Here is a 19,185-nt window from a genome sequence, read left to right on the forward strand (position 1 = left end):
GCTGAGCTTGTCGAAGCGCTGTCCTGTTGAACGCCCGAAAAGTGCAGGGCTTCGACAAGCTCAGCCCGAGCGGTTCGGGATTGCATCCGATCACCCATGATGCGTCGCCTGCCACGCCGCCTTCGCGCTCCAGGTTTCGGCGCTGCCCGAAACGGTGCAGCCCCGTTCGCCCTCGACCACGGTGCCGATGCGGAACACCTCGTCGCCTTGGGCGGCCAGATCGGCGGCGAGCGCGATCGCGTCAGCCTCGGGCACGATCACGGCCATGCCGACCCCGCAGTTGAAGGTGCGGGCCATTTCCTCCGGCTCGATATTGCCCTGTGCCTGCAGGAACGCCATCAGCCGGGGCTGTTCCCAGGCATCGGCATCGATCATCGCATGGCAACCGGCGGGCAGGACGCGGGGGATGTTTTCCAAGAGGCCGCCCCCGGTGATGTGCGCCAGCCCGTTGATCCGCCCTGCCTGCACCAGCGGCAGCAACGCCTTCACATAGATGCGGGTGGGCGCCATCAGCGCATCGATCAGGATCGTGTCGAGATCGAACAGCGCCGGCCGGTTCAGCTTCCAGCCCTTGTCCGCCGCCAGCCTGCGCACCAGCGAGAAACCGTTCGAATGGACGCCCGACGACGCCATGCCCAGCACGACGTCGCCCGGCCGGATGCGGGTTCCGTCCAACAGGCGGTCACGCTCTACCGCGCCGACGCAGAAACCGGCCAGATCATAGTCGCCCGGCGCATACATGCCCGGCATTTCCGCCGTTTCGCCGCCGATCAGCGCGCAGCCCGCCTGGCGGCATCCATCGGCGATGCTGGCGATCACGCGTTCGGCAACGCCGTTCTCCAGCTTGCCGCTGGCATAGTAATCCAGGAAGAACAGCGGCTCTGCACCCTGAACGATCAGGTCGTTGGCGCACATGGCGACCAGATCGACGCCGACCCCGTCATGCGCGTCGTGCTCGATCGCCAGCTTCAGCTTGGTGCCGACCCCGTCATTGGCGGCGACCAGCAGCGGATCGGCATAGCCGCACGCCTTCAGGTCGAAAATGCCGCCGAAACCGCCCAGGTCCGCATCGGCGCCCGGCCGACGGGTCGAACGAGCCAGCGGGCCGATCGCCCGGACAAGTGCATTTCCGGCGGCGATGGAAACGCCGGCATCGGCATAGGTGTAGCGGGCGGATTCGGGTTCGGACGTGCTCATGTTCCTGCCGTTAGCGAGAAGCCGCTTGGTTTTCCACGCCCGCTTCGCCAAAAGAGCGCGCGATGATGCGAAAGCGCCACCTTGCCCTTGCAGTATCCGGCCTTGCCGTCCTGTCCGCGCTGACGGTCGCGGGTCTGGTGCGTGCCCAGCCCGATCCGGCGCAACCGGGGATGAGCGAGGTTTACGGCAGTTTCGAGGTAACGGGAATCGAGGTCGATACCCGGGGGAAGGATGCCGATGCCGCGCGGATGGCGGGGTGGAGAGAGGCGCAGCGCAAGGGCTGGCAAAAGCTGACCCAGCGGATGGGCAAATCGGCCAGCCTGTCCGATTCGGCGCTGGATGCGATGGTGACGGGCATCATCGTCGAACAGGAACAGATCGGCCCGACGCGGTACATCGCCCGATTGGGCGTGATGTTCAGCCGGGCGCGGGCCGGCCCGATCCTGGGCGTGCGAGCACAGATCAGCCGTTCCGCCCCGATGGTGCTGATGCCGCTGCAATGGTCCGGCGGTGTTGCAACCGGCTATGAGATCGAGGGGCCCTGGCTGGAGGCGTGGAACCGCTTTCGCGCGGGCAACAGCAGCATCGATTATGTCCGCCTGTCGGGCACCGGACCCGATCCCGTCCTGCTGAACGCGGGTCAGGCGTCGCGGCGCGGCCGGGGATGGTGGAAAGCGATCCTGGACCAATATGGTGCCAAGGACGTGGTGATCCCGCAGGTGATCCTGCGCCGCGAATGGCCGGGCGGCCCGGTTGCGGCCGAGTTCCGCGCCGGGTTCGGCCCGGACAACCGGCAGATCGAGCGGTTCACGCTGCGAATCGAGAACGCCGACGGCCTGCCCGCCCTGTTGGACGAGGGCGTGCGGCGCATCGATCAGGCCTATCAACAGGCGCTCGCCAGCGGGCTGCTGCGCCCCGATGCGCTGCTGGCCTATGAGCCGCCGGTCGAGCCGGTCGAGGAGACTCCGGCCGATGAGACGGTCGAAGGGCTGGAAGGCGGAGCTGCGCCGACGACGGTCGAAACGCCGGTTGCCAGCGTCACGACGCTCAGCATCCAGTTCGATACGCCCGATGCCACCGACATCGCCAATGGCGAGGCGGCGCTGAACGCCATTCCCGGCGTGCGGTCGGCTGCGACCACCAGCGTTGCCTTGGGCGGCGTGTCGGTGATGCGGGTCAGCTATGACGGCGATGTCGGCGCATTGCGCGCCGCGCTGGAATCGCGCGGGTGGCAGGTGCAGGAGGGGCCGGGCACGCTCCGCATCCGGCGCGCGGGACGAAATCCGGCGGGACAATGACCCAGCTCAGCCTGCCGCTCAGCGGTGCCGGGGACGAACGATCCGCTTTTCTGGTAGGCGAGGCGAATGCCGATGCGGTGGCACAGCTGGATTTCTGGCATGGCTGGCCGGTGCGCGCTGCATTGCTTGCCGGGCCACGCCGTTCCGGCCGGTCGATCTTCGGACGCCTGTTCGTCACCCGCACCGGCGGCCGGGTGATCGACGATGCCGAACAACAGGACGAACGACTGATCTTCCATGCATGGAACGATGCGCAGGCGGGTGCCGTCCCCCTGCTGATCATCGCCCGGGCGCCGCCGCCGGAATGGCCGGTTGCGCTGCCGGACCTGCGGTCGCGGCTGACCGCGACGCCGGTGCTGCGCTTTCATCAGCCGGACGACCCGCTGTTCCGGGCGATCCTGGCGCGGGGGCTGGACCGCGCCGAACTGGTCGCCGGGCCGGAGGTGATTGACTGGCTCGTCCGCCGCGCGGATCGCGGCTATGACGAGGCCGACCGAATCGTCGCGGCCCTTGCGGCGGCGGCTGAACGCACCGGCCAGCGCCGGATCACGGTACCGATGGTGCGAACGGAACTGGGCGAGACTTTCATGGCTGGCAAGGACACCATCGATCGATGACCGCCACTGCACTGGCATCGCATGCGCCACCGGACGGCGCACCGCAGAAAATTCCCGGCAATGGCCGGTATTTCAACCGGGAACTGTCGTGGCTGGCCTTTAACCGCCGCGTGCTGGACGAAGCGTGCAACACCGCGCACCCGCTGCTCGAACGGCTGCGCTTCCTGTCGATTTCCGCGTCCAACCTTGACGAATTCTTCATGGTGCGAGTCGCCGGTCTGAAGGGGCAGCAGCTTCAGAATGTCGAACACAAATCGGCCGACGGCCTGACCCCAAGCCAGCAGCTGGAAGCGATCGTCGAGGAAGCCGGCGAGTTGGTCGATGCCCAGCAGGAAATCTGGCGGGAACTGCGCGGGCTGTTGCGGGATGCCGGGATCGAAGTACTGGATGGCGGCGACATCGCCGGGCAGGAACGCGAATGGCTGGCCGACCATTTCCGGGAACAGATGTTTGCCGTGCTGACGCCGCAGGCACTGGACCCGGCGCATCCGTTTCCGTTCATTCCCAACGCCGGATCGGCGGTGATCTTTGACCTGATCCGGGAATCCGACAAGGTGCCGGTCCGGGAACTGGTGCTGCTGCCATCGACCCTGTCCCGTTTCGTCCGCCTGCCGGGCAAGGTTGCGCGCTATGTCGCGGTGGACACCATCCTGCGCCATTTTCCGGAACTGATCTTCCCCGGCTATCGGGTCAAGGCGGCGGCGGCATTCCGCGTGCTGCGCGACAGCGATATCGAGGTGGAAGAAGAGGCCGAGGATCTGGTCCTATATTTCCGCACGGCCATCAAGCGGCGGCGGCGCGGCCGCGTCATCCGGCTGGAGACGGAAACGGGCATGACGCCGGAGCTGGAGGCGTCGTTGCTGGAGGAACTGGGCGGCAGCGAGGCATTGCTGACCGAACAGGGTGGGTTCCTGGGCCTGGCCGATCTGGCGGCGCTGGTCGATGAAGACCGGCCGGACCTGAAGTTCACGCCGTTTTCGGCCCGGTTTCCCGAACGGATCCGCGAATATGGCGGCGATTGCTTTGCCGCGATCCGGGCCAAGGACATCATCGTCCATCATCCTTATGAAAGTTTCGACGTCGTCCTCGCGTTCCTGAAACAGGCGGCCCAGGACCCGGACGTCGTTGCGATCAAGCAGACGCTGTACCGCGCGGGCAAGCAGTCGGCGGTCATCCAGGCGCTGATCGCGGCGGCCGAGGCGGGCAAGTCGGTGACGGCCGTCGTCGAGTTGAAGGCGCGGTTCGACGAGGAGCAGAACCTGCTCTGGGCCGATGCGCTGGAGCGGGCCGGGGTCCAGGTTGTCTATGGCTTCATCGACTGGAAGACCCACGCCAAGATTTCGATGGTCGTCCGGCGCGAAGAGGGTGGGTTTCGGACCTATTGCCACTTCGGCACGGGCAATTATCACCCGGTCACGGCGCGCATCTACACCGATCTGTCCTATTTCACCGCCGATCCGCGGATCGGCCGCGATGCGGCGCGGCTGTTCAATTACGTCACCGGCTATGTCGAGCCGGGCGACCTGGATGTCATCACCGTGTCGCCAAAGGGACTGCGCGACAGCCTGATTGGGATGATCGATGCCGAGATCGCGCATGTCCGGGAGGGCCGGCCCGGCGCGATCTGGGCCAAGATGAACTCGCTGGTCGACCCGGCGATCATCGAGAAACTCTATGAAGCCAGCATGGCCGGGGTCGATATCGACCTGGTCATCCGGGGCATTTGTTGCCTGCGGCCGGGGGTGCCCGGCCTGTCCGATCATATCCATGTCAAATCGGTGGTCGGCCGCTTCCTCGAACACAGCCGCATCTGGGCGTTCGGCGATGGCAAGGCGCTGCCGCACGACGCCGCCCGGTTGTTCATTTCGTCCGCCGACTGGATGCCGCGCAATTTCGATCGCCGCGTCGAATATATGCTGCCGCTGACCAATCCCACCGTCCATGACCAGGTGCTGGACCAGGTGATGGTGGCCAATCTGATCGATAGCGAACAGAGCTGGGAACTGCATCCCGACGGCACCTACGAACGAATCGAACCGGGCAGCAGGCCGTTCAACCTGCACCGTTATTTCATGACCAATCCGTCGCTGTCCGGCCGGGGAGAAAGCGCAGAGGCGATGCCGCAAAAACTGTCCTTGCGCCGTCGTCGTTCGGCAGCGCATTCCGCGCCCCCGCCCGTCGACGCGGCGGACGCCGGTTGATGCGGGTTCCGCTGCTGCTGAAACCGGCATGGTCGATCCCGGCGGGCGACCCCGTGCGATCGGCGATCATCGACATCGGATCCAATTCGATCCGTCTGGTCGTGCACGAAGGGTCGCCGCGCCTGCCCGCCATCCTGTTCAACGAAAAGGTGCTGGCCGGGCTGGGCAAGGGACTGGCCGCCAGCGGCGCGATCGACACCGATGCGCTGGAAAAGGCGGAGACGGCACTGGCCCGCTTTGCCGCTCTGGCGCGCGAAATGGGGGTTCGCGACCTGCGCACGGTGGCGACCGCTGCGGTGCGCGACGCCAGCAACGGCCATGTCCTGTTGACGGCCGCCAGCCGCGCCGGGCTGAATGTGGAGTTGCTGTCGGGCGAGCAGGAGGCGATGGCCGCCGGCATGGGTGTCCTTTCGGCCATTCCGGATGCGGACGGCATCGTCGGCGATCTGGGCGGGGGCAGCCTAGAACTGATCCGGGTCAGGAACGGGGAGCTGGGCGCGCGCACGTCATTTCCGCTTGGCGTGCTGCGTGTCGCCGCCATTCGGGCGCGGGGCAAGGGGGCGCTGGACCGCCATGTGCGCAAGCTGCTGAAACAGAGCGGGTGGGTGGGCCAAGGCAAGGATCTGCCGCTATACCTGGTCGGCGGATCGTGGCGGGCGCTGGCGCGGCTGAACATGCACCTGACCGATTACCCGTTGCCGGTCATCCACCAATATGGCCTGTCACGCCCGGATATCGACCGGCTGGTGCGCACATTGAGCCATGTCGGGCGACCCGCGTTGAAGGCTGTGCCCAACCTGTCGGGGGGACGCATCCCGACGCTGACCGATGCGGCGATCCTGCTCGCATCCCTGCTTCGCAATCTGGGCAGCGATCAAACGGTGGTGTCGGCATTCGGCCTGCGCGAAGGGATGTTGTTCGGTCGGCTTAGCCCGGCGGAACGCGCGCTCGATCCGCTGATCGTCGCCGCGCGCGAGGAAGGGGCGCGGCTGGGCCGGTTTCCCGAACATGGCGACCTGCTGGACACATGGATCGACCCGCTGTTCGCGGATCAGCCAGCCGAGATGATCCGGCTGCGCCATGCGGCGTGCCTGCTGGCCGATGTGGGCTGGCGCGCGAACCCGGAGTTTCGGGCGGAACGGGGCATGGAAATCGCCCTGCACGGCAATTGGGTGGCGATCGACGGGCACGGCCGCGCCTTGCTGGCGCAGGCGCTGTTCACCAGCCTGGGCGGCGGCACGGCTTCGCCCGATCCGCTGACCAAGCTTGCACCGCCCGCCGACCTGGCGATGGCGGCGCAATGGGGTCTGGCCATGCGGCTGGGCCAGCGGCTGAGCGGCGGCGTGGCAGGCCCGCTGGCGCGGTCTTCGGTGGCCTTGTCCGGGGACAGCCTGGCACTGATCCTGGCCGCCGAGGATCAAGCGCTTTACGGGGAAGCCGTTCAGCGGCGGCACAAGGCGCTGGCACAGGCCATGAACGCACGGCCTGTCCGCATTGCACCGCCAACCGGGTAAGACCGCTCAGCCGCAGCGCAGCTGCGTGACCCGGTTCGCACCGTCCAGTTCGATGTTCAGCCGGTCGGAACGGAAATCCATGGTGACCGCCATGCCGGGGCGGATCCAGCGCACCGTTTTGGCGCCGGTGCGACGCAGCGCCTCTGTCGCCAGATCCGCCGTACCGGGTTGACCGATAAGTCCTTGCGCCTGTTCGGTGGAACATGGCTGTCCCGGGGTTGCGATTTCCGGGGCAGGGGCGGGGGTCGTCGCCATCGGCGCACAGGCCATGGGAAGCAACGCAGCGGCGATCACGATCGGTTTCATGAATGGCGGTTTCATGGCTGGCCCTCTTCAGTCCGGGTCATCTTAAGCCTGCCGCCCTGGACCGTAAAGCCGAGCCGCCCTTCCACCAGGTCGAGCGCATCCCGGCCAAACTGATCGTACCGCCAGCCGGTGAGCACGGCGAGCCCTTCGCGCTGTCCCGCAGCCAGCGCCTCCAGATCGTCGGACCGGGCCAGCAGCTTGGACGCCACGTCGATATCGCGCGCCCGGATTTTCAGCAGCAGCTTCAACAGATCGGCGACCAGCGCGCCTTCCTTGCCCAATCCGGGCTTGCGATCGTCGCGCACCGGCATTTCATCCGCCGGCAGCGGCTCGGCACCCCGCAATGCTTCCATCAACCGACCGCCGATATCGTTTGCGCCCCAGCTGGCCGAAAGACCCCGGACCCTGCCCAGGTCGCGCTGCTCGCGCGGGGGCGTGCCGGCAATATCGGCGATCGTCTCATCCTTGGCGATGCGGCCGCGCGGCAGGTTCTTGTTCTGCGCTTCGATCTCGCGCCAGCGAGCCAGCGCCTTCAGCCTGCCCAACACCTCGGCCTTGCGGCTGGGCACGCGGATGCGTTGCCAGGCCAGATCGGGGTCATTGGTATAGTTGGCCGGATCGGCCAACCGTTCCATCTCCTCGTTCAACCACGCCCCGCGCCCCGTCTTCTTGAGCTTGTTGAGCATTTTGGGGAAAATCCGCGACAGATGCGTCACATCGGCGATGGCGTAATCGATCTGCCGCTTGTCCAGCGGCCGCCGCGACCAGTCGGTAAACCGCGCGCCCTTGTCCACCTGAATGCCCAGCCAGCTGTCGACCAGGTTGGAATAGCCGATCTGCTCGCCCTGGCCGAGCGCCATGGCCGCGATCTGGGTGTCGAAGATCGGGTGCGGCGTCTTGCCGGTCAGGTTATAGACGATTTCGACATCCTGTCCGCCGGCATGGAAGACCTTGAGCACGTCCTCGTTATTCACCAGCAGGTCGAGCAGCGGGCCAAGGTCGATGCCGGGCGCCATGGGATCGACGGCCGCCGCTTCCTTGTCGTCGGCGATCTGGATCAGGCACAGTTCCGGCCAGAAGGTGTTCTCGCGCATGAACTCGGTGTCCACCGTCACAAAATCGGCAGTGGCCAGACGTGCGCAGAGTTGGGCCAGCGTCGCGGAATCTTCGATCAACGGGTGAATATGCATCGCGTGCCCATAGACTTGTGCAGCCGGGTTGACAAAGGGGCGCGTGAGAAGGATTCGCCCATCGGTATTTCCTGCCGCCACCCCCGCGAAAGTGGGCGCCATTCTTTCGCACCGTCCGCAAGCAATCGAGCTTGCCTTGCCGACCGCGCCGGAACCAGGCCCCTGCCGATGCAGGGTGGGGTTTTTGAAGAAGAGACTGAGTGATGCACGCCTATCGCACCCATAATTGCGGCCAGTTGACCGCTGCCGATGTCGACACCGAGGTTCGCCTGTCGGGATGGGTCCATCGCAAGCGCGACCATGGCGGCGTCCTGTTCGTCGACCTGCGCGATCATCACGGCCTGACCCAGATCGTCGCCGATGCCGATTCCCCGGCGCTGCCCGTGCTGGAATCGCTCAGGGTCGAATCGGTCGTCACCATCGACGGCATCGTCAAGCGTCGGTCGGCGACGACGGTGAATGCCAACCTGTCCACGGGCGAGGTCGAGGTTTTCGCCCGCGCCGTGACCATTCAGTCGGCGGCCCAGGAACTGCCGATGCCAGTCGCTGGCGAGGCGGATTATCCGGAAGAAATCCGGCTGCGCAATCGGTTCCTGGACCTGCGCCGCGACAAGATTCACCAGAACATCGTGCTGCGCAGCCAGGTGATCGCTTCGTTGCGCCGCCGGATGATCGATCAGGGCTTTACCGAATTCCAGACGCCGATCCTGACAGCCAGCAGCCCCGAAGGGGCGCGCGACTATCTGGTGCCCAGCCGCGTCCATCCCGGCAAGTTCTATGCCCTGCCGCAGGCGCCGCAGATGTTCAAACAGCTGCTGATGGTTGCTGGCTTTGACCGGTATTTCCAGATCGCGCCCTGTTTCCGCGACGAGGATGCCCGCGCCGACCGTTCGCCGGGTGAGTTCTACCAGCTCGATTTCGAAATGAGCTTCGTCACGCAGGACGATGTGTTTGCAGCGATCGAACCGGTGCTGCACGGCGTGTTCGAGGAATTCGCCAACTGGCAGGGCAAGGGCCGCACGGTCAGCCCGCTGCCGTTCAAGCGCATCCCGTACCGGGAATCGATGCTGAAATACGGCAATGACAAGCCCGACCTGCGCAACCCGATCGTGATTTCCGACGTCAGCGACCATTTTGTCGGATCGGGCTTCGGCATCTTTTCCAGCCTGGTCGCCAGCGGCAATGTGATCCGCGCCATCCCGGCACCGGGCGCGGGCGCCGGCAGCCGCAAATTCTTTGACGACATGAACAACTGGGCCAAGGGCGAGGGATATTCTGGCCTTGGCTATATCAACATTAAGGACGGCGTGCCGGGCGGTCCCATCGCCAAGAACCACGGCGAAGAGGCGACGGCAAAGCTGATCGTGGCGCTTGGCCTGGGCGACAATGACGGCGTGTTCTTTGCCGCCGGCAAGGAAGCGCAGGCGGCGAAGCTGGCCGGCCTGGCCCGCACGCGCATCGCCGACCAGCTGAACCTGATCGACGACAGCCGTTTCGAATTCTGCTGGATCGTCGATTTTCCGATGTTCGAATATGACGAAGACGCCAAGAAGGTCGATTTCAGCCACAACCCGTTCAGCATGCCGCAGGGCGAGCTGGAAGCGCTGGAGACCAGGGATCCGCTCGATATCCTGGCCTATCAGTACGACATCGTCTGCAACGGCGTCGAACTGTCGTCCGGTGCCATCCGGAACCATCGGCCCGAGATCATGTACAAGGCGTTCGAAATCGCAGGATATACGCAGGCGCAGGTGGATGCCGATTTCAGCGGCATGATCAACGCGTTCAAATATGGCGCGCCGCCGCATGGCGGATCGGCGCCGGGCGTCGACCGGATCGTCATGCTGCTGGCCGACGAACCGAACATCCGCGAAGTCATCGCCTTTCCGATGACGCAAAAGGCGGAGGACCTGATGATGGGCGCGCCGAGCTTCGTCACCCCCAAACAGCTGAAGGAACTCAGCATCCGGCTGGCCCCCGGCGTCGGCCTGGATTGATCCGGCCCGTGCGGCGGGCGGCTATGCCCCGCCTGCCGCACGGTACAAGGCGATCCGCTGCCGCTGAACCTGCGCGCGGGCCAATGCCAATGCCTCGCGCGTCCGGTTGGCCGTGCGCTCGGCATCGATCGTGCCTAGGATCGGATCGAGCCCTATCCGATAGCGTTCGCGCGCCAGCGACAGCGCGTCGCCGTCAAGCAACGCCTGGCGCTCCAGCGCAGCGACCTGTGCCTGAGCCGCCGCCAGCTGACCCAGCGCCGCCTCGACTTCGCCAAGTGCCCGGAACACGGCGGCCCGGTATTGGCCGAATGCTTCACGCCCTTCGGCCTGGCGCTGCCCGATCAGGGCACCGACGCGGCCGAAATCGACCAGCGGCCCGGCAAGCCCGGCCCCGACGGAACCGATGATCGCATCTTCAGTGAACAGATCGCCCAATGCGAGGGCAAACAACCCGAGACCGGCAGAGATGCTCAGCCTGGGAAACCGCTCGGCCGCGGCGGCGGCGATGGCCTGATCCGCGGCCGCCAGCCGCCGCTCGGCGGCGCGCACATCGGGGCGGATGCGGATGACGGACGCGGGCAGGGCAAGGGCAGGAGTACCTGCAGGGTCAGACAGTGCCACCATGTCTGCCAGCGCCGACTGCACGGCCCGAGCATCCAGCCCGGTCAGCGTCACCAATCGCCCGATCACTGCCGCGCGTTCTCCGCCCAGGGCGGCGGCACGCGACACCGCATCGGCGGCGAGCGCATCGGCCCGGGCCTGATCCGCCCCGGGGATCAATCCCGCACGGGCACGTTCCCCGGTCAACTGAGCGAAATCGGCGGCACTTCGCTGATCGCCGTCGATGATCGACTGGCGCAGGGAAAGGGCGCGATAGTCGGTAACGGCCTGGGCGATGTCGGTGACCAGGGCCAGGCGCACCGCCGCCGCATCGGCATCCGCCGCGTCCAGCCGGAGTGCGGCCGACCGTTCGCTGGCCCGCAACCGGCCGAACAGATCGGCGTCCCAGCTGGCATCGATTCGGGCGGTATAGGTGGTTCGGTCGCCGCCCAGGGAAATGTCGGCGGGCAGATTGCCGGTCCCGAACTGATTGGCGCTCAATCGCTCCCGCGCCGCATTCGCCGATGCCGCAAGCTCCGGCAGTCGTGCCGCGCTTGCACCGCGCAAGGCGGCCCGCGCTGCATCGATCCGGGCAAGGGCGATGGCCAGATCGGGTGCCTGTACCAGCGCCTGTTCGGACAGATACCGGAACCCCGGATCGCTGACCGGCAACAGGTCCGCAACCGCTGCTGTCGATGCTCCGGGTAAGGGCCCAAGCGCGAACGCATCCGGCAAGGTGACGCTGCTCGCGGGCGGCGCCCGGTCCACCGGGGTACAGGCGGCCAGCACGGCACAAAGCCCAAGCAGCGATGCGGCCCGCCTCATTTCGACTGGCTCCGCGCCGGGACATAGGCATCCACCTGTTGCCCAACGAACATCCGGTGACCATCCGCCGGCAGAGCGTAGATCAGTTGCAGCACCCGCACATCGACCCGCTCGTTCGACGCATTGGTCAGCGATCGTTTGGGAACCACCAAGGGTTCGGCGCGGACAAATGCCACTCGGACACGCGCGGCGGCGTTGCCGCGCGGGGAGATGATCGCGGACTGGCCGAGGGCGAGCCGCTCGATCTCGTTTTCGTCGATATCGATGCGGACATGCAGCGGATCGGTCACGCCCAGCGTCAGCAGCGGCGATGGTCCCGCAGCTGCCGCCGGAGCATATTCCCCCGCCCTTGCCTGCAATTGCAGCACCGTGGCCGCGCGCGGCGCGCGGATGACGTGCCGTTCGAGCGTCGTGCGAACGACGGACAGCGCGGCTTCCGCTTCGCGCAGTTGGCCCCTGGCTACGGCGAGCCGTGCCGCCGCCTCGTCAACCACGCCCTGGCGTTCGTTGACTTCCTGACGCGATACCGCGCGTGGGTCGCTGACCCCGTCATACAAAGCGCGCTGCCGACGGGCGACGGCCAGGCTGGTGTCTGCTGCACCGATTTCCGCGCGCAGCCGGACGATGCGCGCCTCTGCCTCCGCCACCCGCGCACGGGCATCGCGGCTGTCGATGACGAACAGCGGCTGACCGGCAGCGACGCGGTCGCCCGCTGCGACATCGACCCGCTCGACTACCCCGGCGATGGTGGTGCCCACCGCGATCAGTTCGCTCGACGGCTCGATCACCCCGGCACCGGCCACGCTGCCCCTGGTTTGCGATTGCGGTGCGCTGGCGGGGGTGATCGTCGGCTGGGTCATGGTACGATCCGGCTGGGTCCGCCAGACGATGATTGCCGCGATTGCGATCCCGATCAGCGCGATCAGGGGCAGGACCTGGCGGGAAAAACTAGGCTTGGCCATGATGTCCGTGATCCTTTGGCATATCCTTGCCATCATGAGTGATGCGGCCGTCCTCCATCGCCAGGATTCGATCGGCCAGGTCGAAGACGCGGTTGTCGTGGGTAACGATGATGACCGCCCGGTCCTGGGACAGCGCAACGTCGCGCAGCAGATCCATGACCCGCCGGCCCGATCGCGCATCCAACGCCGCCGTCGGTTCGTCGCAGACCACGAGGCGCGGTTGATGGATCAGCGCGCGGGCGATGGCGACGCGCTGCTGCTGTCCGCCCGACAGCTGGCGGGGCAGCTTGTCCGCCTGATCGCCGATGTTCAGCCGGTCGAGCAGCTCGCGGGCCTGATCCTCCGCATCCCGACGTTTCATCCCGGCGGCGATCAATGGCACGGCGGCATTCGACGCCGCGCTGATCGAGGGGATCAGGTTGTACTGCTGAAAGATGAACCCGATCGTCTTCAATCGGAACAGGACCAGTTGCGTGTCAGACAGCGAATACAGGTCCGTGCCGAATACGCTGACCGCGCCCTGGTTGGGATAGAGGATGCCCGCGATGATCGAGATCAGCGTCGTCTTGCCCGACCCGGATTCGCCGATCAGATAGGTCAGCTCGCCCGCCCGGATATCGGCATCGATCCCGTGCAGCACGCGCACGGAACGGTCGCCCACCGGAAAGTCCTTGACGATCCCGCGCACGGCGATGGCCGGTGCATCGTTCACCGGAACACCTCGGCCGGCTCGGTCTTCAGCACCTGGCGCAGCGCCAGCAGCCCGGTGAGCAGGATCATCACCAGCACGACCGCAGCGGCGATCAGCGGGATTTGCCAGGGCGTGTAGAACCCCTTGAACGTGTCGGACCCCGCCGCCCCCTGGACGATGAACAGCGTGGCCATCAGGATGCCCAGGCCATAGCCGATCAGCGCAACCAGGGCCGACTGTGCGGCCACCATTCGGCGGATGGTGTTGTTGGTGACGCCAATCGCCTTCAGCGCGCCGAACTGCTTGATGTTATCGCGGATGAACAGGCTGAAGGTCAGGCCGACAATGGCGACGCCGACCAGGACGCCCAACGCCACCGTGATGCCGAAATTGATTGGAATGCCGGTGTTTTCAATGATATAGTCGATGCCATCCTGAGCGAACTCATCCGATGTGCGGGCCTTCAACCCGGTCGATGCCGCTATTCGCGCTGCCACCTGTTCCGGCGTCTGTCCCGGCTGGGCACGCGCCAGAATGAACGAGGTGCGATTGCGCGTCCCGGGAAGGTAATTCAGGGCGTTGGAATAGCGGGTGTAGAGGATGACGGTAGAGGTAAAGGTCGGGTTCGCCTCGACGATCCCCGACACCACCGCCCGCTGGTCGTTCAATTCCAGACGGGTGCCGATGGCTGCATCGGCAGACGGGAACAGCTTGCGGGATCCGACATCGTCGATCAGCACGCTATCCGGCGTGAACAGCGCCTCCCGCGAACCGCGGATCATGGTGCGCGGCAATCCGATCAGCGTGGCATCGTCCACGCCGATGACGCTGACCGGCTCCAGATCGCCATCGGGGGTGCGGACATTGGCATTGGCGCGAATGATCGGCACCGCCCACGCCACGCCGGATACGCCCCGCACCCGCTGAAGGTCGGTACTGGGAAGGGGCAGGGTGACGTCGGGCGTCCGCCCCGCCGGGTCCATGACCCAGATGTCGGCGGTGGAAACTTCCTGCACCGCAGCCGCACCGCGCAACAGCAGATTGACGAAGATCGTCAGCTGCTGAGAGATCAGCAGCGTCGAAAACGCGACCCCGAACACCAAGCCAATAAACTTGACCCTGTCCCCCGTAAGCATACGTATGGCGATCCAGGTCATGACAACCTCTATGGAAACGAGGGACGCGGGGCTTCGGAACAACGATTCGCTGCTGCAACGGATGTAGAGTCCGATTAATGAACGTCAACGTTTAGTTTTTGTCGGGAACCCTGATTTGAACCTGTTCCGCCTGTCTGCCTGCAAATCGTCCAAGGACCTGCCCAATCGGGGGCAGGTCGGTCGACCGCGCGATCCGGCGAAACACGACGCCATCCTGCTGGCCGCGCGCGAGGCATTTTTCTCTCGCGGTTTCAACGCAGCCACCATCGAAGACATCGCCCAGCGCGCCGGCGTGTCCAAAGTGACGATCTACAAGCAGTTCGGGGACAAGGAATCGCTGTTCGAAGCGACGGTGAAGGCGGAAATGCAGCGGATGGCCGCCAATAGCATGGGCGAGGCCGAAACCGGCGAACAGCTGGTCGACCGGCTCAATGCCTTTGGCCTGAACCTGCTGGAGTTCCTTTTCCATCCCGATCATGTCGCGCTCGACCGGACGCTGGCACCGGAGTTGGAACAGATGCCGGCGCTTGCCCGCAGGTTTTTCGAAGCGGGTCCTGCACAGTGCAGGGCGCGGCTGGCCGACATGCTGACCGATGCGGATCGCCGCGGAATGATCGCCGTCGATGAACCCGTTTACGCGGCTGAAACGTTGATGGCGATGTGGAAGGGCTTTCTGGACGTGGAACTCAGGTTTCAGATGATCGCGCATCAATCGGCAGAGGAATTGCAGGCCCGCGTCGACCGGGGCACCCGGTTGTTCCTGCGTCTGTTCTCGCCGGACGCGCGCACCGGCCCGACCAGCCGAATTGATGGAGATGCCAATGCGTGATTTCGTAGTTCCGTTGATGCTGGCCGCCACGCTGGCCACTGGCTGTTCCGGCGGGGATGCCCCGGCACCAGAGGCTTCGCCGACGGTGAGTGCAGATGGGCTGAATTATATCGAGGAAGTCGAGAAACTGCCTCAGGAACAGCAGCACATCGTCTTCATCCGCGCCATCCGCGACGCGCGCCGCGAATGTCAGGGCGTGGTGGCCGCAGTAAAGGCCGAAGAAGTGGGGCCGGGGGCATGGCGGGTGCGGTGCACCGATGACGGGGGCCACCTGATCCGGATCGCAGCCGACGGCAATGCCCGGGTGACCAGCAGCCGCTGAAGGGCTTTAGCAAGCGGAAACGAAATGGAGCGCCCGGACACCGATGTCCGGGCGCTCGCTTGTTTCAGGCTGATTGCTTCGAGCTTATGCTGCGTGGCCGATGGGGGTCGGCTCGGCGTTGATGGTGCCGTTGATCGCGATCTTGCGCGGCTTCATCGCTTCCGGAACCTCGCGCACCAGATCGATGGTCAGCAACCCGTTGGCCAGTTCCGCATCGCGCACCTGGACGAAATCGGCGAGCTCGAACCGGCGCTCGAAGCTGCGATTGGCAATGCCAAGGTGCAGGAACGCGCGCTCGCGGCCCGCATCCGCTTCGCCCTTGCGCCCGCTGACCAGCAACAGGTTCTGCTGCGCGGTGATGTCGATCTCGTCAGTCGAAAAGCCGGCGACGGCGATCGTGATCCGGTAGTGATTTTCCTCGATCCGTTCCAGGTTGAACGGCGGGTAGTTTTCGGTCTGCGCCTGGCGGGCGCTGTTTTCCAGCATGTCGAACAGCCGGTCGAATCCGATGGCCGAACGGCGAAAGGGGGTGAAATCAATCTGACGCATGGGTTAATCCTCCAATGAGCAATCAAAACGTCCATTTTTCCGGCGTCCGCAGGTGCGCAACGCCATCAGCCGACCCGGAAAGGCACCGGCTGCAACGACGATATGGGAGGATCGAAAAGCGTTTCAAGCGTCTGGAATTGCGGCGGATAATGCGGCGTGCGGGCGCGCTTGAACCCGGTTCGAATTGCCCGCAAACAGGCCGGACAAGCAAACGCCCGGGCCGTTGCCGACCCGGGCGCCTGCGTGACGAATGCTCGTCAGCCCCCTTTGTTCAGTCCGCGTCCGCACACCTGTTCCCCAGATCAGGCGGGACGGCTGGACCTCCCCGAACCACGGCCGGTTTCTGCCTGTGATCGTGGGTCTTCTCTATCGCCCACCGTGCAATTTGTCAGCGGCGTTCAGCCATACGCCAGCAAAATGCGGTAACCCTGTGTTGAATCGGCAACACGGCGATTGCGCCGCGCCGACGCCCTGACTAAGCCGATCTGCCCATATTCGATCGTCCCGTTAAGGAAGCCGCCCGTCCATGATCCTGTCGCGCTACGAGCGAATGATCGCCCGCCGATACTTGATGCCCGGCCGAGGCGAGGCGTTCATCTTTCTGGTGGCGGGGATCAGTCTGGCGGCGGTCATGCTGGGGGTGGCCGCGCTGGTCGTGGTGATGAGCGTGATGAACGGGTTTCGCGCGGAATTGTTCGACAAGATCGTCGGCCTGAACGGCCATGCCGTGGTGCAGGGGTATCGCGGCCAATTGCCCGACTGGCGCGAAATCGTGGCCGAGGCGCGCAGGACGCCAGGCATCACATCGGCAACTCCGTTGATCGAACAGCCGCTGATGGCAAGCTATACCGGCCGGGTCGAAGGGGTGCTGGTGCGCGGAATGCAGGTGGCGGATATCCGCGCCAACCCGACGATCCGCGACAATGTGATTCAGGGCGATCTGGCGGGGCTGATCCCCGACCAGTCGACGGTGGCCATCGGATCGCGGCTCGCCCAGTCGCTTGGCGCGACGGTGGGCAGCGAGATTTCGCTGATCAGCCCCCAGGGACCGACGACGCCGTTTGGCACGGTGCCGCGGATCGTCAGTTACCGCGTGGCCGCGATTTTCGAGGTCGGCGTCTATGATTACGACAAGGCGTTCGTCGTCATGCCGATGCAGGATGCGCAGACGCTGTTGCTGATGGGCGATGCGGTGGGGATGATCGAGGTGGACAGCGTCGATCCGGACCGGATCGGCGAGATCGTCGCGCCGCTGGTCAAGTCGGTCGGTGACCGGGCACAGGTGACGGACTGGCGGATGCTGAACGCGTCCCTGTTCGAAGCACTGTCGATCGACCGCATCGTCAGTTTCACCGTGCTGTCGCTGATCATCCTGGTCGCGGTGTTCAACATCCTGTCGTCGCTGATCATGCTGGTCCGCGCCAAGACCCGGGATATTGCGATCCTGCGAACGATGGGTGCCAGTCGCGCCGGTTTGATCCGCATCTTCATGACGGTGGGGACCACGATCGGCGCACTCGGCATCGCCGCCGGTGTCGCGCTCGGTTTCCTGTTCATCACCTTTCGCGAGCAGGTGGTCGTGTTCATCGGCTTTGTAACGGGACAACAGGTCTGGAACCCCGAAATGCGTTTTCTGACCGAATTGCCGGCCAAGACCGATCCCGCCGAGGTCGTGGGGATCGTCGTCATGGCGATGGTGCTGTCCGTTCTGGCGACGCTCTATCCCGCGTTGAAGGCAGCAAGCACCGATCCGGTTCAGGTGCTGCGCTATGAGTGAGGCGGTTCTGCAAACCCGGTCGCTGCGGCGCAGCTTTGCCCAGGGCGGGGCGGTGATCGATGTGCTTCGCGGCGTCGACCTGGCCGTCATGCCGGGCGAGATCGTGGCGCTGCTGGGGCCGTCGGGTTCCGGTAAGTCGACGCTGTTGCAGGCGGTCGGGTTGCTCGAGGGCGGGTTCGAGGGATCGATCCGCATTGCCGGGCAGGAAGTGGCCACGCTGGACGCGCATGGCCGCACCATCGTTCGCCGCGATCACATGGGCTTCATCTATCAGTTCCATCATCTGCTGCCCGATTTCAGTGCGACGGAAAATGTCGTGCTGCCCCAATTGATCCACGGCGCCAGTGACGCGGACGCGCGCCAACGGGCCGAACAATTGCTGACGGCACTGGGCCTGGCGCAGCGGCTGACCCACCGCCCGAGCCAGTTGTCGGGCGGCGAGCAGCAGCGGGTGGCGGTGGCGCGGGCGCTGGCCAACCGTCCGGCGCTGGTGCTGGCCGACGAACCGACGGGCAATCTGGACGAGGCGACCGCCGACGTGGTGTTCGCCGAGTTCCTGTCGCTGGTGCGGGGCGAGGGGTCGGCGGCACTGGTGGCCACGCACAACGAACGACTGGCGGCCCGGATGGACCGGGTCGTGCGGCTGCAGGATGGCGTATTGCAATGACCGACCTGTTCGCCATTCCCGTCCGCCGCGCCGATGGCAGCGAAACGACCCTTGCCGAACATCGCGGCAAGGTGTTGCTGATCGTCAATGTCGCATCGAAATGCGGGTTCACGCCGCAATATGCAGGGCTGGAGCGGCTGTACCGCGACCTGCAGGATCGCGGGCTGATCGTGCTCGGCTTTCCCTGCAACCAGTTCGGGGCGCAGGAACCGGGCGATGCTGCGGAAATCGCCAGCTTCTGCTCGCTGACCTATGACGTCACCTTTCCCGTGTTCGCCAAGATCGACGTGAACGGCGACGATACCGCGCCGCTGTATCGGCACCTGAAATCCCAGGCGCCGGGCCTGCTGGGCAGCCAGGGCGTCAAATGGAACTTCACCAAGTTCCTGGTCGATCGGGCAGGGCAAGTCGTCGAACGCTATGCGCCCACCACGGCGCCGGATGCGATCCGCGCGGATATCGAACGGCTGCTCGACTAAAGCCGTT

Annotated in this window: 18 protein-coding genes; 10 read left to right on the forward strand and 8 right to left on the reverse strand. The window is 65.5% G+C overall.

The window, feature by feature from the left end; translation table 11 throughout:
* Nucleotides 1-90: 90 nt before the first annotated feature.
* On the reverse strand, nt 91-1,197 hold the full coding sequence (purM, locus tag ACPVPU_RS10075; RefSeq protein ID WP_448657810.1) for a phosphoribosylformylglycinamidine cyclo-ligase: 1,107 nt from the start codon (nt 1,195-1,197) through the stop codon (nt 91-93).
* 62 nt (nt 1,198-1,259) lie between these two features.
* On the opposite strand from purM, the gene ACPVPU_RS10080 reads away from it, so the two are divergent.
* Genes ACPVPU_RS10080 through ACPVPU_RS10095 form a run of 4 tightly spaced genes read left to right on the forward strand, consistent with a single transcriptional unit; the run spans nt 1,260 to nt 6,827 of the window.
* A complete protein-coding gene (locus ACPVPU_RS10080; protein ID WP_448657811.1) occupies nt 1,260-2,495 on the forward strand; it encodes a heavy-metal-associated domain-containing protein in 1,236 nt (411 codons plus the stop codon).
* Nucleotides 2,492-3,112 (forward strand): chromosomal replication initiator DnaA, encoded by a 621-nt coding sequence (locus tag ACPVPU_RS10085; protein ID WP_448657812.1) that lies wholly within the window; start codon nt 2,492-2,494, stop codon nt 3,110-3,112. Before ACPVPU_RS10080 ends, ACPVPU_RS10085 begins: the two co-directional genes overlap by 4 nt.
* Nucleotides 3,109-5,313: an RNA degradosome polyphosphate kinase gene (locus ACPVPU_RS10090; protein WP_448657813.1), complete on the forward strand. Its 2,205-nt coding sequence runs from the start codon at nt 3,109-3,111 to the stop codon at nt 5,311-5,313. Before ACPVPU_RS10085 ends, ACPVPU_RS10090 begins: the two co-directional genes overlap by 4 nt.
* Nucleotides 5,313-6,827: a Ppx/GppA phosphatase family protein gene (locus tag ACPVPU_RS10095; RefSeq protein ID WP_448657814.1), complete on the forward strand. Its 1,515-nt coding sequence runs from the start codon at nt 5,313-5,315 to the stop codon at nt 6,825-6,827. Before ACPVPU_RS10090 ends, ACPVPU_RS10095 begins: the two co-directional genes overlap by 1 nt.
* Nucleotides 6,828-6,833: 6 nt before the next feature.
* Here the strand turns inward: ACPVPU_RS10095 and ACPVPU_RS10100 are convergent, their stop codons facing one another.
* Together ACPVPU_RS10100 and rnd are read right to left on the reverse strand one after the other, a co-directional pair.
* A complete protein-coding gene (locus tag ACPVPU_RS10100) occupies nt 6,834-7,148 on the reverse strand; it encodes an I78 family peptidase inhibitor (RefSeq protein ID WP_448657815.1) in 315 nt (104 codons plus the stop codon).
* Nucleotides 7,145-8,323, reverse strand: coding sequence for a ribonuclease D (gene rnd / locus ACPVPU_RS10105; RefSeq protein WP_448657816.1), 1,179 nt, complete (start codon nt 8,321-8,323; stop codon nt 7,145-7,147). The genes ACPVPU_RS10100 and rnd overlap by 4 nt, the downstream gene beginning before the upstream one ends.
* Nucleotides 8,324-8,526: 203 nt before the next feature.
* On the opposite strand from rnd, the gene aspS reads away from it, so the two are divergent.
* Nucleotides 8,527-10,320 carry an aspartate--tRNA ligase gene (aspS, locus tag ACPVPU_RS10110; RefSeq protein ID WP_448657817.1) on the forward strand — a complete coding sequence of 598 codons (1,794 nt, stop codon included), beginning with the start codon at nt 8,527-8,529 and terminating at the stop codon, nt 10,318-10,320.
* Nucleotides 10,321-10,341: 21 nt separating this feature from the next.
* Here aspS and ACPVPU_RS10115 read toward each other — a convergent pair whose 3' ends face one another.
* The 4 genes from ACPVPU_RS10115 to ACPVPU_RS10130 are packed head-to-tail and all read right to left on the reverse strand — an operon-like array spanning nt 10,342 to nt 14,498.
* Nucleotides 10,342-11,745, reverse strand: a complete 1,404-nt coding sequence (locus tag ACPVPU_RS10115) for an efflux transporter outer membrane subunit (protein ID WP_448657818.1) — start codon at nt 11,743-11,745, stop codon at nt 10,342-10,344.
* Entirely contained in the window at nt 11,742-12,707 is a 966-nt protein-coding gene (locus tag ACPVPU_RS10120; protein WP_448657819.1) for an efflux RND transporter periplasmic adaptor subunit, read from the reverse strand. The genes ACPVPU_RS10115 and ACPVPU_RS10120 overlap by 4 nt, the downstream gene beginning before the upstream one ends.
* Nucleotides 12,694-13,419: an ABC transporter ATP-binding protein gene (locus ACPVPU_RS10125; RefSeq protein ID WP_448657820.1), complete on the reverse strand. Its 726-nt coding sequence runs from the start codon at nt 13,417-13,419 to the stop codon at nt 12,694-12,696. Before ACPVPU_RS10125 ends, ACPVPU_RS10120 begins: the two co-directional genes overlap by 14 nt.
* Nucleotides 13,416-14,498, reverse strand: a complete 1,083-nt coding sequence (locus ACPVPU_RS10130) for an ABC transporter permease (protein ID WP_448657821.1) — start codon at nt 14,496-14,498, stop codon at nt 13,416-13,418. Before ACPVPU_RS10130 ends, ACPVPU_RS10125 begins: the two co-directional genes overlap by 4 nt.
* 172 nt (nt 14,499-14,670) lie before the next feature.
* Here ACPVPU_RS10130 and ACPVPU_RS10135 point away from each other — a divergent pair, with 172 nt between their 5' ends.
* Both ACPVPU_RS10135 and ACPVPU_RS10140 read left to right on the forward strand, forming a co-directional pair.
* Nucleotides 14,671-15,384 (forward strand): TetR/AcrR family transcriptional regulator, encoded by a 714-nt coding sequence (locus ACPVPU_RS10135; RefSeq protein ID WP_448657822.1) that lies wholly within the window; start codon nt 14,671-14,673, stop codon nt 15,382-15,384.
* Nucleotides 15,377-15,706: a hypothetical protein gene (locus ACPVPU_RS10140; protein ID WP_448657823.1), complete on the forward strand. Its 330-nt coding sequence runs from the start codon at nt 15,377-15,379 to the stop codon at nt 15,704-15,706. Before ACPVPU_RS10135 ends, ACPVPU_RS10140 begins: the two co-directional genes overlap by 8 nt.
* An 84-nt stretch (nt 15,707-15,790) precedes the next feature.
* On the opposite strand, the gene ACPVPU_RS10145 is transcribed toward ACPVPU_RS10140, so the two are convergent.
* Nucleotides 15,791-16,255: an Hsp20 family protein gene (locus tag ACPVPU_RS10145; protein ID WP_448657824.1), complete on the reverse strand. Its 465-nt coding sequence runs from the start codon at nt 16,253-16,255 to the stop codon at nt 15,791-15,793.
* Between the two features lie 526 nt (nt 16,256-16,781).
* Between ACPVPU_RS10145 and ACPVPU_RS10150 the strand changes: the two genes are divergently transcribed.
* Genes ACPVPU_RS10150 through ACPVPU_RS10160 form a run of 3 tightly spaced genes read left to right on the forward strand, consistent with a single transcriptional unit; the run spans nt 16,782 to nt 19,178 of the window.
* Nucleotides 16,782-18,032, forward strand: coding sequence for a lipoprotein-releasing ABC transporter permease subunit (locus ACPVPU_RS10150; RefSeq protein ID WP_448657825.1), 1,251 nt, complete (start codon nt 16,782-16,784; stop codon nt 18,030-18,032).
* Nucleotides 18,025-18,699 carry an ABC transporter ATP-binding protein gene (locus tag ACPVPU_RS10155; RefSeq protein WP_448657826.1) on the forward strand — a complete coding sequence of 225 codons (675 nt, stop codon included), beginning with the start codon at nt 18,025-18,027 and terminating at the stop codon, nt 18,697-18,699. The genes ACPVPU_RS10150 and ACPVPU_RS10155 overlap by 8 nt, the downstream gene beginning before the upstream one ends.
* On the forward strand, nt 18,696-19,178 hold the full coding sequence (locus ACPVPU_RS10160; protein ID WP_448657827.1) for a glutathione peroxidase: 483 nt from the start codon (nt 18,696-18,698) through the stop codon (nt 19,176-19,178). The genes ACPVPU_RS10155 and ACPVPU_RS10160 overlap by 4 nt, the downstream gene beginning before the upstream one ends.
* The last annotated feature ends 7 nt before the right edge of the window (nt 19,179-19,185 follow it).

Source organism: Sphingomonas paludis, from assembly GCF_053502515.1.

Bases quoted from the DNA above. Each gene is read 5' to 3' on its own strand.
- purM (WP_448657810.1), bottom strand. From the start codon at position 1,197: ATGAGCACGTCCGAACCCGAATCCGCCCGCTACACCTATGCCGATGCC.
- ACPVPU_RS10080 (WP_448657811.1), top strand. From the start codon at position 1,260: ATGATGCGAAAGCGCCACCTTGCCCTTGCAGTATCCGGCCTTGCCGTC.
- ACPVPU_RS10085 (WP_448657812.1), top strand. From the start codon at position 2,492: ATGACCCAGCTCAGCCTGCCGCTCAGCGGTGCCGGGGACGAACGATCC.
- ACPVPU_RS10090 (WP_448657813.1), top strand. From the start codon at position 3,109: ATGACCGCCACTGCACTGGCATCGCATGCGCCACCGGACGGCGCACCG.
- ACPVPU_RS10095 (WP_448657814.1), top strand. From the start codon at position 5,313: ATGCGGGTTCCGCTGCTGCTGAAACCGGCATGGTCGATCCCGGCGGGC.
- ACPVPU_RS10100 (WP_448657815.1), bottom strand. From the start codon at position 7,148: ATGAAACCGCCATTCATGAAACCGATCGTGATCGCCGCTGCGTTGCTT.
- rnd (WP_448657816.1), bottom strand. From the start codon at position 8,323: ATGCATATTCACCCGTTGATCGAAGATTCCGCGACGCTGGCCCAACTC.
- aspS (WP_448657817.1), top strand. From the start codon at position 8,527: ATGCACGCCTATCGCACCCATAATTGCGGCCAGTTGACCGCTGCCGAT.
- ACPVPU_RS10115 (WP_448657818.1), bottom strand. From the start codon at position 11,745: ATGAGGCGGGCCGCATCGCTGCTTGGGCTTTGTGCCGTGCTGGCCGCC.
- ACPVPU_RS10120 (WP_448657819.1), bottom strand. From the start codon at position 12,707: ATGGCCAAGCCTAGTTTTTCCCGCCAGGTCCTGCCCCTGATCGCGCTG.
- ACPVPU_RS10140 (WP_448657823.1), top strand. From the start codon at position 15,377: ATGCGTGATTTCGTAGTTCCGTTGATGCTGGCCGCCACGCTGGCCACT.
- ACPVPU_RS10145 (WP_448657824.1), bottom strand. From the start codon at position 16,255: ATGCGTCAGATTGATTTCACCCCCTTTCGCCGTTCGGCCATCGGATTC.
- ACPVPU_RS10150 (WP_448657825.1), top strand. From the start codon at position 16,782: ATGATCCTGTCGCGCTACGAGCGAATGATCGCCCGCCGATACTTGATG.
- ACPVPU_RS10155 (WP_448657826.1), top strand. From the start codon at position 18,025: ATGAGTGAGGCGGTTCTGCAAACCCGGTCGCTGCGGCGCAGCTTTGCC.
- ACPVPU_RS10160 (WP_448657827.1), top strand. From the start codon at position 18,696: ATGACCGACCTGTTCGCCATTCCCGTCCGCCGCGCCGATGGCAGCGAA.